The 12,907-nt window shown below is 34.9% G+C and carries 11 protein-coding genes; 1 reads left to right on the forward strand and 10 read right to left on the reverse strand.

Annotated features, from left to right (window positions below; all coding sequences use genetic code 11):
- Positions 1-28: 28 nt before the first annotated feature.
- The 5 genes from ACSBO6_RS15445 to ACSBO6_RS15465 form a co-directional block, all read right to left on the reverse strand.
- Positions 29-445 carry a tetratricopeptide repeat protein gene (locus tag ACSBO6_RS15445; protein ID WP_098843978.1) on the reverse strand — a complete coding sequence of 139 codons (417 nt, stop codon included), beginning with the start codon at positions 443-445 and terminating at the stop codon, positions 29-31.
- Between the two features lie 119 nt (positions 446-564).
- The gene (locus ACSBO6_RS15450; protein WP_098843979.1) at positions 565-2,034 is read right to left on the reverse strand and encodes a helix-turn-helix transcriptional regulator; all 1,470 of its coding nucleotides are present in this window, start codon (positions 2,032-2,034) and stop codon (positions 565-567) included.
- A gap of 322 nt (positions 2,035-2,356) precedes the next feature.
- The gene (locus ACSBO6_RS15455; protein ID WP_098843980.1) at positions 2,357-2,863 is read right to left on the reverse strand and encodes a protease inhibitor I9 family protein; all 507 of its coding nucleotides are present in this window, start codon (positions 2,861-2,863) and stop codon (positions 2,357-2,359) included.
- A 128-nt stretch (positions 2,864-2,991) separates the two neighbouring features.
- Complete coding sequence (locus ACSBO6_RS15460; protein WP_098843981.1) at positions 2,992-3,222, reverse strand: hypothetical protein; 231 nt, start codon at positions 3,220-3,222, stop codon at positions 2,992-2,994.
- Positions 3,223-3,460: 238 nt separating this feature from the next.
- Positions 3,461-3,643: a hypothetical protein gene (locus tag ACSBO6_RS15465; protein ID WP_098843982.1), complete on the reverse strand. Its 183-nt coding sequence runs from the start codon at positions 3,641-3,643 to the stop codon at positions 3,461-3,463.
- Positions 3,644-4,142: 499 nt separating this feature from the next.
- Between ACSBO6_RS15465 and ACSBO6_RS15470 the strand changes: the two genes are divergently transcribed.
- Positions 4,143-5,780: a M4 family metallopeptidase gene (locus ACSBO6_RS15470; protein ID WP_498843647.1), complete on the forward strand. Its 1,638-nt coding sequence runs from the start codon at positions 4,143-4,145 to the stop codon at positions 5,778-5,780.
- An 86-nt stretch (positions 5,781-5,866) separates the two neighbouring features.
- On the opposite strand, the gene ACSBO6_RS15475 is transcribed toward ACSBO6_RS15470, so the two are convergent.
- From ACSBO6_RS15475 to ACSBO6_RS15495, 5 genes are all read right to left on the reverse strand, one after another.
- The gene (locus ACSBO6_RS15475; protein ID WP_098843985.1) at positions 5,867-6,862 is read right to left on the reverse strand and encodes an alpha/beta hydrolase; all 996 of its coding nucleotides are present in this window, start codon (positions 6,860-6,862) and stop codon (positions 5,867-5,869) included.
- Between the two features lie 153 nt (positions 6,863-7,015).
- On the reverse strand, positions 7,016-7,786 hold the full coding sequence (locus tag ACSBO6_RS15480; RefSeq protein WP_098843986.1) for a Cof-type HAD-IIB family hydrolase: 771 nt from the start codon (positions 7,784-7,786) through the stop codon (positions 7,016-7,018).
- Between the two features lie 41 nt (positions 7,787-7,827).
- Complete coding sequence (locus ACSBO6_RS15485) at positions 7,828-8,775, reverse strand: LacI family DNA-binding transcriptional regulator (protein WP_098843987.1); 948 nt, start codon at positions 8,773-8,775, stop codon at positions 7,828-7,830.
- 367 nt (positions 8,776-9,142) lie between these two features.
- Positions 9,143-10,861, reverse strand: a complete 1,719-nt coding sequence (locus ACSBO6_RS15490; RefSeq protein WP_098843988.1) for an alpha-keto acid decarboxylase family protein — start codon at positions 10,859-10,861, stop codon at positions 9,143-9,145.
- A 204-nt stretch (positions 10,862-11,065) separates the two neighbouring features.
- Entirely contained in the window at positions 11,066-12,724 is a 1,659-nt protein-coding gene (locus ACSBO6_RS15495) for an FAD-binding dehydrogenase (RefSeq protein WP_498843648.1), read from the reverse strand.
- Between the last annotated feature and the right edge of the window lie 183 nt (positions 12,725-12,907).

Consider the following 12,907-nt stretch of genomic DNA (forward strand, 5'->3'; position numbering starts at 1 on the left):
TTTTCACAGACAATATCTATTTTTTCTCCTAAATTATCGCAAGTATGAGTTTTAAATATTTTGGATCTTCCTCTTTAAAAATCTCCCCAGCCTTCAACAAATATGCTCTCAATAAATATTCCTTTGCTTTTTCTTCATCATGTGTTTCAAATAAAACCTGCCCCAATCTCAATAATATATATGGGTTGTTCAATCCCCCAGGACAATTAAATGCATCGTAAAAATAATTCTTTGCTTTAGAATAATCGTTTAAATAAAAATAAACGTCTCCGATTGATGTTAGAATCCAAGCACTAGCTTCCCACGTAAATTTAGGCTTAGGTATTAATTCTAAAGCCTCTTTATACTTTTTAATGGCGCCATCAAAATTTTGTGCTTCAAATAAAGCATTAGCTTCCTCAGAAAGTTCTACGATATGTTCATAAGTTACTTCTTTAAGTTCCATAAGCTCTCCTTTATTTTTGTATTATAGTTTGATGGTCGTTGATTACAGTTTTCCTAAAAGAAATACTATAACAATCTAGCGTTTTCCCCTTACTGCTTCTAATAAAAGACTTTCTAGTCCTACAAACCAGATCGATAAACTAAAGGTGTACATCCTTCTAGCATTTTGAACTTTGCATTAAAATATGATTGGTGAGAATAGCCACTTAATCTTGAAATCTCATCTAATGGCAGGTCCGTTTCATCTAATAATCGTTTAGCTTCTCTTATTCGTACTTCATGGAGAGTGGCTCTAAACGATTGATTTGATTCAGCTGCAAATCGACGACTTAGTGTACTTTTATTGATTCGAAGTGTATCCGCGCAATCTGTTAAACTCCATCCCGCATCCCAGTAATTCGATTCAATTAACTCCCTTGTTTTTTCGACTAGTGTACGGTGGCCTTCTTGTAAAGCATCATGCCCCTGTAATAATAGACTTGTTGTAAAATCTAACAATTCTTGAACAATTTGATAAATGATTGGGCCATGAACAATTTTTTGGAAAATATCATAATAAATTCCTTCCCATGATGCATTTTGGAGATTATTCGATTTCATATATCTTCTTATTTGTGCAAGTACGCTTGTTAATCTGATTCGAACAATTTCCGGATCTGGATAAGGCTGTTGAATTGTTAAAAATTCTCGTTCCATCCAATCTCGAATTGCTTTTGCGTCTCTTTTTTCTAACATTTCAATCCAATGACGTTGCTCTAATGGTGTAAGGAATGGGTCCTTTTCTTGAAAGGGCATCGGATCATTTTCCGCCAAAATAATATCATAACCTTCAAAGAAGATTCTTCGTGTTAGCTGAAGTGTTTGTTCGTATATATTTTTTAATGTTTCCTCCGGAGCACCAACTTTCATAACGATTGCGAGTGGCTCATCCATCATTTCCTTCCACCGAGTAAGAAATGCATTATATTCGTCCTGTAATAACACTTCTTCATCAGCTTCATGCACACTTAATATAAATCCTGATAATACGAATATACGATTTTTCCCCGTAAATGGATTTCGTTCCAATGCTTTATACACAAGTGGAAGTGTTCCTGAGTTTGGTGTCAAAAAAGCAACCATAGTAATTGGGCCATCGTACTTTCGATCATTCAGAAAAAGGTCCGGATAATCTATGTTAAATGAGTTAATTTCTTCGTTAATATTTCTAGTAAAGGATCTTTCTTTATTACGAATTTGATAACGTAATTGTTGTATATGCTTAATTAAATCAGTAGGCGAAAAAGGACGAAATAATACATCCTCTGCTCGATACTGTAATGCAAGATAGGCAGTTTGAAAGATTCGTTCAGATGAGATGCCTAACCAGCGAATAGAAAATTTTTGAATTAAATCCCCAAATCTTTCACTTTCATTTTTCCAATTGTCCATATCAAATATGACCAGTTCGGGCTGCTGTTTTTGAATAGCCTTTTCAAATTCTCCCATTGTTTTCCATGAAACAAGGGTAATACCAGTAAAGTGCGATTCCACGACCCATCGAATCCCTGAAGCCTCTAGCTCATCTTTTGCAACTAAATGAATTTCCATCGTGTTTTTCACCTTCACTTTTAGCTTTTTTCTAACATAATAGCAAATTTATTTTGTTTTTGCAGAACAAAAACTATTAAAAATTCAAAATTTTTTTAAATATATTCTAGGTAGTTTTTTTGAGTTTATAAAAAAATAGACTATACACATGGTAATAGTCTACAAGCATTAAACAAACTGATTTACGATTAGCTTCCATGTAAAACCAAAACATTCCCATACAACCAAAACCAATCTCAGAAACGAATGAACCATTTTGTCCAACTTTCCTTTTTTAATAACTCTCCTCCAAAACTCTCTTTTTCTATACTTATCATTAAATTTATTTTTGATTATTTGGTGTAACTGGAGGCATAATATGCACTTTTTTATTCGGATAAATTCTTGCAATTACAGTCGATTTGGATAATCTTTTAATATCTTTTCCCGGTAATTCCATAGACACTCCATTCAGTGCTGACTTATAAACATGCCTAATCATATATGGTACATGTTGGTCCTCCAGGAGAGTTTTTAATTCCTCTTGAAATTTCGCATGGCTTTCCTCTACTTGCTTAGTCGCTTCTTCTAAAGTAAGTTCTTTTCCAGCTGCCTCTGCTTCCTTAACAGCTACTACAGCAGGCTTTGTTTTGAACTCAATAATAATTGAAGTCATTGCATTCGTTGTAAAATCAATTGATGGATCCACATAAAAAGAAGGGTTCATTGTTTCCTCTGCCACCTTTGTCTCATCTTTATTTTTAGTCGTATTAATTGCATTCCCATTACATCCAGCCATGATAAAAAGCATGACAAGAAAGAAAATACTTCCTCTATAAAAATTCTTCATGTTTACTACATCCCCTTCAAATACTGAATAATAAAAAAAGACAATCTATCAGGATTCTATCCTTTAGAGTGCCCTTTCAAACATTACTTTGTGCAGCTAAACTAAACTTAGAAGAATTCAACATTTCTTTACATCCTATAATGATCGTTCAAAAATTCAATATGATAATTAATCGTCCTTAAATATTGTTTTGTTGTATCTTTTGAAAGACTTTTAATCCTCTTTAACATATGAACGCTTAATACTTTTTCATTGTTATATATTCTATATTTTTTTAAAGTTGATAGTCTATGATTATATTGACTCGCTTTTACTTCATTAAGATTTTTTACATTTATTAGATAATCTGTAAAGTTCATAATTGCCCCTCCTACTTATATAGAACAACGATTTTTCGTAAAAAGAACTAGTCCTATTTATTAAACCTACTAAAGGACTAGTTCTTTTTATCATTCTATTTAGCATGTCTATTAATTATACCTTTAAGGTTTTATTTGTTTGATCCAATAAATAAATTTCAGTTTTTTATATGGTTCCATCTATTTTTAGGACAAAACAAAAGACCTTTCCAAAATGGACAGGTCTTTTGTTAATACACTAATTTAATTCATTCATCGTCACAGAAAAGACATAACTCTGATACTTATCACAGCCTTCATAACTAAATCTTTTTCCGTCTTTTTTAAATGCTCTACCATCTTCCTTAAAACCTAAATCGTGTAAAACGTCTTTAATTGAACCATTTTCGTAATCCTTTCCGACCTCGAATTCGATACTCAAATTAATCATCCTTTTGTTAGTGTTATTATTATTTTGGTAATTTTAGGGTGTTTTTATACTGGGTTACGACTGTATACGGGAATATGAAGTAATAAGTGAAAAACGCTTCCAGAGACTATTAAGAACAGGAAAGTAGGATTATATTTTCTGCTTTTTTTGGATTTCTTATTTTATCTTCTAATTTAAATAAGAAATAATTATTCACAAATAATTATTTTCATACTTTTTCTCTCTTTATACATCGTTTTCTCGAGTTAATTTTAACCAAAAATATACATATTCTTAATAAAATTCGATTTTTTATTTACCAGTTTTTAACTTAAAATGATTCTTTTTAACTATTTTAAAGATTCTGAATTATTTTTACCTCGATATTTCCGCTTATTTTTACATCATAAAACGCAAGAATTGTCGATTTTTGTAGTTTGATAAACCAGTTTTTCAGGTGATACGATGAATTCCTCAATACCACATTGTTAACCAAGGGGAGGAATTTTTAATGAACAAAAAAGTTTTAGCGGTTGGATTATCTGTAGGATTGGCGGCAAGTAGTTTAGCAGTAACTAATACATATGCTGCACCAAAAAATGTAATGTCGAATTACAAGTACAACAAATCAGTGGGATCTCCTGAATTCATTTCTGGCCATCTGACAAAACCATCATCTAAAAATGCTGAAGATGTTGTAAAAGCTTATGTAAACTCTAATAAGGACAAGTTCAAACTTGGTTCGAAGTCTGCAAAAGATTCATTCATTGTTGAGTCTAGTAAAAAAGATATTTACGGTACTTCACTTCACTTGCAACAAGTTTATAACGGTGTTCCTGTATGGGGTTCAACTCAAACGGCAGTAGTTGGAGATAATGGAGAGCTAACTGTTTTCTCTGGTACTGTAATTCCAAACTTAGATACTAAAAAAGGGCTAAAATCGACTAAAAAAGTTAACGCTAATAAATCAATCAAAATCGCAGAAGCAGACCTAGGATATACTCCTGACTATGAAAAAGACCCAACAGCTCAACTAGTAGTTTATACAAATGGTGATGATGCAACGTATGCTTATCTAGTAAACTTAAACTTCCTTTCTCCAAAACCTGGAAACTATAATTATTTCATCGAAGCCTCAACTGGTAAAATTTTAAATAGCTATAATAGTATTGATTCAGCTGCTAGCAAACCTACTGTTACTGGGACAAACGTAACTGCAACAGGTAAAGGTGTACTTGGTGATACAAAAACCTTTAATATGACTCAATCTGGTTCAACATATTATTTACAAGACAATACTAGAGGAAATGGTATTTTCACATATAATGCAAGTAATCGTACAAGCCTACCAGGTACGCTTTTGTCAAGTGCTGACACACTTCTAAATAGTACAGCTGAAGCTGCAGCAGTTGATGCTCATTATTATGCTGGAAAAACATTTGACTATTATAAAACTGTGTTTGGACGCAATTCATATGATAATAAAGGTGCTGCTTTAAAATCAACTGTCCATTATAGCCGCAACTATAACAATGCATTCTGGAACGGTTCACAAATGGTTTATGGTGATGGTGATGGAACAACATTCACTTACTTATCAGGTGGAATTGACGTAGTAGCGCATGAGTTAACTCACGCTGTTACAGAAAGAAGTTCGAACTTAATCTATCAAAATGAGTCTGGTGCATTAAACGAAGCTATTTCGGATATTTTTGGAACTGTTATTGAGTTCTATACTAATAACAATCCAGATTACGAGATTGGTGAGGATATCTACACTCCAAACATTTCTGGTGACTCACTTCGTTCAATGAGTAATCCAGCTAAATATGGCGATCCAGATCACTACTCAAAACGTTACACTGGGACTAGTGATAATGGAGGCGTTCATACAAATAGCGGTATCATCAATAAAGCTGCTTACTTAATTGCTGTAGGTGGAACTCATTACGGTGTATCTGTTACAGGCATCGGTAATGATAAATTAGCGAAAATTTTCTATCGCGCAAATACTGTTTACTTAACTTCTTCAGCAACATTTAGTCAAGCTCGTGCAGCACTTGCACAATCTGCTGCTGACCTATATGGTGCAGGCTCTGCTGAAGTAACGACTGTTAATAAAGCATTTGATGCAGTTGGTGTATATTAAAGATTAATATTAAAAATAGAAGTCTCATAAGTGAATATACTTATGAGACTCTTTTTTTGATGAATTGAAGCAGCAATCTACATAAATTATTGAGAAACTTTCGTACCATTTAAGAAATTGAGTAATTCATTAAATGTATTTTGTGCAGCCTTCGTGTTCATTTGGAACTGGTATTCGTGACCTAGTGTGCCATATGATTTACGATAAAAGACTTGTTTAACACCTGTTCTTTTTTCTAGTAAAGCTGCAAATTTTTTACCTTGTGATTCAAAGGACCCTGTATTACCGTCAGTTATAAATGTTGAAACAAATTTTTCTGGTACATTTCTTAAAAGGGATGTTTCTTTTGTCACCTTTTCATCTTCCCAATTGTATTTTCCAAAATAGGCCCAGCCCACTCGCTTAAATACAAATTTAGTCAATTTTGATGAAGCGTTTGCCTTAGCTTCTTTCATATCATAAGGGCCACAAAGAAGAATCGCACCACGAATTGTATTTGGATTAACGCTTTGAGCTATTTTAGCTGTATCTGAATAGTGTTTATTCATTTGAATGCTTACAAATTGTGCTGTAAGCTGAGCTCCCGCTGAATCGCCAGCTATATAAATATTGTTTAAATCCAGTCCATATTTACCAGCATTTTTTTTGACAAATTTGTAAGCTTGATCAATTTGTTGTAAAGGTATTGGATAAGCAACACTTGGAGCTAAAGGATAATTTATATTCACTACATTATACCCATGACTCGCTATATATGTTGCATATTTCCGAACATCCTCTTTATCTCCTGCTACAAATGCGCCACCATGAATCCAAAAGATCGTTGGAATGTATTTCAAGTCACCTTTATACTTAATCAAATCAAATGTACTGCTTCTATATTTTGATGAATACTCGATATTAGTTTCCATTGTTGTTTTTTGTTTTGCTATCCCATAATCAGCTGCCTCTACTTCCATCCCACCAGCAAATGACTTCTTCAAAAACCAAGTTACAGGTCTTGGGGATAGAAAGATCGATCCAACACCAACTATGATCAATAAAAGCAAACATATTCCAATTAGTTTAATTGTACGCTTCATTTTTGTCCTCCAGATAAAGAGTCAACTGAAGCTTATTATTCGATATTCCAAAAATTATCATACATTATGATATTTCAGTGTGTACACAAAGTACAAAAAACTCCGATCTCACAAAGGGAGCGCTTTTTTAGATTGATCTATTTCGTTTCCATCTTAAATTAATAACATTTTCTTAAGTGCATTGTAAATTCCATCTTCATTACAACTATCTGTGATTAAATTTGCTTTCTCTTTAACCACCGTTTCAGCATTTCCCATTGCAACACCGATTCCTGAAAGTTCCATTAGTTCTATGTCGTTCATTCCGTCACCGAAGAAGACGATATCTTCTTGCTTAAATCCATTTTCTTTAGCAATTTTCAAAATTGTCTTAGCTTTTGAACCTTCTTTAGGGATGACATCTGAGCCAAATTGATGCCAACTAACATATCGGAATTCGTTTATATCATATTTGTGGAGATCTTCTTTGTTGCAAAAAAGCATCGCCTGAATAATCGAATTTTCTTTCCAATACAATTCATCAAAGTCTGGGATCATCAATCCTAGACTTTCATAAGCTTTTGTTAATGACTCTCCAGGTTCCTCAAAATGTCTTTTTACCCCGTTCATAGTTTGAAACACAATCTGGTCATTGTTTTCCATCGCTATTTCAATTAGTTTCATAATTGATTCTTTAGAAAATAGTTCCTCATGAGCAATTTCATGACGGACAAATCCTACAGATCCATTGCATAAAACATAAGTATCAATTTCTAGTTCGTCGATGATGGATATTGCAGAAGTGTAGTCTCTTCCTGTCGCGATGACGATTTCATGTCCATTTTCTTTAAGAGAAACCAAAGCTTGTTTCGTACTGTCTAAAAATTTCATTTCAGTCGTTAGTAATGTTCCATCAATGTCAAAAACAATAAATTTTTTACTCATTTTCTTTCCCCACATTTTTCTCTATTTTTTATCTTTGTTTATTAAACGGAATCTCTTTCGACAATGCGATAAGGTATTTTTACTTTTTCTCTAGATTTCTTTATTACAAGACTACAAGCTTGTTCGCCGACTTTCGTTAATTGGTGATCTACTGTAGAAATTCCCATACCGACACCAATTGGTTGATTTTCTTGACCAATAATGGCTAAATCAGTCGGGATTTTCAATTGTTGCGATTTTGCGTATAAATAGATTCCACCAGCCACTTCATCTCCATTTGCATAGATAGCAGTTGGCTTTTTTTGTAAATGCAGGAATTTCTTTGCTGCTTCATATCCGTCTTCTAAACAATGACATTCTGAAAGATGATATTCAGGTTGAAGTCCACCAAATATTTCAATATAAGCATCAATTATTTGCTTTGTGCTATTGCTTTTGAGCCTAGCAGTTGTGAATGCGACCACATCATGCCCTTTGTTCTTTAATAACTGAAAGGCATCTACATAAGAAGAATAGCGGTCCATATAGGAACAACCGATTTCCTTGTGTTGCGTATATTCACAAGCTACGATTGGACCATATTCGCTAAACGGAATGATTGTTTCCCAATCGTTTGCTCGTGACGTGATAATGATGCCATCATACAACTTGCTTTTTAATTTTTGCAAATACTCTATTTCTTTTTCTTTATGATAATTTGAAGGAAGTACCGTTATTAAAAAATCCTTCTCTAAAGCCTTGTTCAGTATACCGTTTAATAGTTGATCAAATGCTGGATTGTTGTTATATGGGAGAATAACACCGATTGTCCTTGTTTCCCCTCGTATTAAATCAATTGCATTTTTATTTGGTGTATAATTCATTTCTTCAATAACTTTCAAAACTGCCTCTCGTTTATCACTAGCAACATACTTATAATTATTTAGAACTCTAGAAACAGTAGAGACAGATACACCTGCTAATCTTGCAATATCGTTAATATTTGCCATCACACACCTCCAACACATATGACTTATCAAGGAATTTTATGCATTAATAGTTTATTGCTTATACTATATAATCTTTTATTCATTAAAAACAAATCTTCAAAGGGTATATTTTGGGTTCTAGCACAGATTTCCAATCCCCCCGTAATGGTAGACAATAGATTGTTCATCTTTTTTCTCCCTCGTTATAAATCTGCTTACTTTCAATCTAATTTATGAAATGGATTTCAAGTCAAGCGAAAAAATCAAATTAAATTTCAGGAAACACCATCACTCGGTTTAATGATCTCATAAATTTATATATAGCAATTAACATGAAAAAAGTTGGAATCATCTGTATAGCTGATTCCAACTTTTTTATTTCTACTGACTACTCTTGACTACGTTGCTTTGCCTGTTTCTCCAAATACTTATACATCTTTTTCAAATTTTCTGGTGCGTCCAATGGATCTTTTACGATCATTTCAATCATACAGAGCCTTTTTGAACATTCGATTTCAGCTTGATTTATTGCTTGTTCAAGTTCTCCATGGGTACGAACAATAGCAGTAAATGCATTGCCTCCAAAGGCATCAGCAAGCTTTGTGTAAGACCACCTAGGGATTTTATTGTATGTTTGATTTTTGGTTTTTACATTTAAGTATTTTTCGATTGTATAACCGTCATTGTTTAAGACGAAAATGATCGGTTTACAGCCGTAATAAAGCATAGAACTGATTTCTTGTGCAGTTAGCTGTAGTGAGCCATCACCTGTAAATAACATCACCCGCCGTTTTGGGGCTGCGATACATGCACCGAACGTCGAAGGGGTGGCGTATCCGATGGAGCCCCAGCCTCCTTGTCCAATATAGGTAATATTGCTTTGCAGTCTAACCTCCGCCATGCCATTGTAGAATGTACCGATCTCAACGATCACAATGTCGTCTTTTTTCAGCATACGTTGAAAAAGTGGATAATAGCCGGCTGCCTTTAGTGCTTCATCACGACTCACATTGTATTGATCGTATGGAAATGACACTTTTTTAAGTAATCCTTGTCCTTTATAACCCACATTTTGTATTGCTTGAAGCATGTCTTTTGCAAAAATATTCGGATAAACTGCTTCAGCAATTTTAACATGATCCGATTGGATATTAATGGTCATCATTGAATTTAGTTTTGCAGTGAAATTCGCTGTATTGGTGTCTGCAAATACCAATCCAATCGTAATGATACAGTCTGCATTTTCTACCGTACTTTGAACTTCAGAACATCCAAACGAGCCTAAGTACATTCCGATATAATTAGGGTGGGTTTCATCGAATGCTCCTTTACCAAACATCAGCGACGCAACTGGTATATTCATATCGTCTGCCAGCTGCCAAACTGCTTCCTGAAGGCCAAAACGTATCGTCTTTACATCAACTAGGATTACTGGCCGCTTTGCACAATCTAACAGCTGACGTACATGATTTGTTGCAGCCTGAAGTGATTTTAAGTTTGATGTTTTTAGTTGTGGTATTGGCTCTAAGCGATCCAAAATCGGCTGATCCACTACATCATCCGCTACAACTAGGTAAACTGGCTGTTTCTTTTCTTTGGCAATGCGAATAGCGGCTGGAATTTCAATCATGGCATTTTCAGGTGTGAGGACTGCATGATAGACAGTAATATGTTTATACATATTTTTGAATACATTAAAATCCCCATCCATTAGAGTATGGTGCATCAGCTTGTGTTCTTTTTGATCTTTTTCTTTCGGGGAACCAACAATGTGAATGATCGGAACATGTTCACTAAATGCTCCAGCTATCGGATTGCATGCATTCAATTCCCCAACTCCAAACGTAGTAATAAGAGCTGCGATTCCATTGATTCTTGCGTAACCATCTGAAGCATAACCCGCGTTTAGTTCATTTCTTCCTTCTATAAACTGTATTCCTTTATATCGTTCCAACGTATCAAGTAGTGAAAAATTATAGTCCCCTGCGACGCCGAAAATTTCTGTAATGCCTTCTAGCTTCAAGCAATCAAACAAAAACTGCCCAACTGTTTTTTTGGTCATTCCAGCATGGGTGCCGGAACTGACTGTATTCTTCATTTTATCCATACACATTCACTCCTTTTCTAATATAAATAGCTTGTCGGAGTTTCTAGTACCCTTTTTATTCGTACCCTATGATAGAACAAGCTATACGGTTATTTAGAATAAGAAATAATGTAGGGCAAATCCAATGCAAAAAAGGACAAATTCGAATGAACGAATTTGCCCAAGTTTAGTCGACAAAGTTATTTAATATAGAAGATTACGATTTTATTCTAAATCTCTACTAATCGCTCTTCCTGCTTGTCTACCTGAAAATAAGCAACCACCTAAAAATGTTCCTTCCATTGCACGATAACCGTGTACACCGCCGCCTCCAAATCCAGCAACCTCACCTGCTGCATATAGTCCAGCAATTGCATTACCTGAAGAATTTAATACATTACCATCTAAATTTGTTTGAAGTCCCCCAAGTGTTTTACGACTTACAATATTTAAACGAACAGCAATTAACGGACCATTTTTTCGGTCTAAAATTTTATGAGGAGATGCAACACGAATTAATTTATCACCGATATAATTACGTGCTCCTCTTAAGGCAGTGATTTGTAAGTCTTTTGTAAATTTATTATCCATTTCACGATCACGTGCGATCAGTTGACGTTCGATTACATCATAGTTTAGTAAATTTTCCCCGGTTATCTTATTCATCCCTTCTACAAGCTCTTTTAACGAGTCTGCAACGATAAAGTCCTCTCCTTTTTCCATAAAAGCTTTTACAGGTGCCGGTATGCCTGATGTTGCCCTTTTCATCACTTGTTTTATGCTTTTTCCAGTTAAATCAGGATTTTGTTCCGAACCAGAAAGTGCAAACTCTTTTTGAATAATTTTTTTCGTTAATATAAACCAAGAGTAATCATATCCAGTTTGTTGAATGGCTTGTAATGTACCTAAAGTATCAAAACCAGGAAAATTTGGTGCACCAAAGCGTTGTCCACGTGCATCTAACCAAATTGATGATGGTCCAGGTAGAATACGGATTCCATGATTGCTCCATACCGGATTCCAATTTTTTATGCCTTCAGTATAATGCCACATTCGATCACGATTAACAATTCGACCACCAGCATTTTCAGTTATAGCAAGCATTCGACCATCAACATGTGCCGGAACTCCAGATATCATCCTTTTTGGAGGGGTACCTAGTCGACTTGGCCAATTTTGACGGATTAAATCAAAGTTCGCTCCAATACCGCCACTTGATACTAAAACGGCCTTTGACCCATATTGAAAGTGACCAATCACTTCACGAGAGCTATCTTCTCCTCGTTCTGATTTACTTGGCTCTAATAATGATCCACTTACTCCTACTACAGCTCCATCTTTTGTTAGTAGTTGATCTACCCGATGACGGGACCTAAATTCTACTAAACCTTTTTTCATATGCTCGCGAACTCTTCGCTCGAAAGGAGCAACAATTCCTGGACCCGTACCCCATACTACGTGAAATCGAGGCACTGAATTCCCATGTCCTTCTGCAAGATAGCCACCACGTTCAGCCCAACCGACGATTGGAAAAAATCTCACTCCCATATCATAAAGCCATTGCCTCTTCTCACCAGATGCAAACTCAACATATGCCTCTGCCCATTTCTTTCCCCAATAATCCTCGTCATCTTCTCGATCAAACCCTGCTGTTCCAAGCCAATCCTGCCAAGCTAATTCCTTCGAATCCTTAATTCCTAATCTACGTTGCTCAGGAGTATCGACTAAAAATAACCCGCCAAATGACCACCAAGCTTGGCCACCTATTGATGCTTTCGGTTCCTGATCTAATAACAGTACACTTTTCCCAGCATCTGCCATCTCAGCAGTTGCTACTAAACCAGCTAATCCCGCTCCAACAACAATCACATCGAACTTTTCCATCTAGCTTCTCCCTCCTTTTTAGCCTTTTAATCTATCAAATAATGAGTTTATCTCCAATTATATAGTTTTCTAAATTTTCAGTTATTAATTAAATAATACAGCAAATAGCAAAAGAATAAAAGGAAAGAAGGTCCAACAATGCTGAACCTTCTTCCCTATTTCAGTACTCTTGATGAGTATGAT

It is taken from the genome of Bacillus sp. AL-1R (assembly GCF_052180195.1).
GTDB lineage: Bacteria > Bacillota > Bacilli > Bacillales > Bacillaceae_G > Gottfriedia.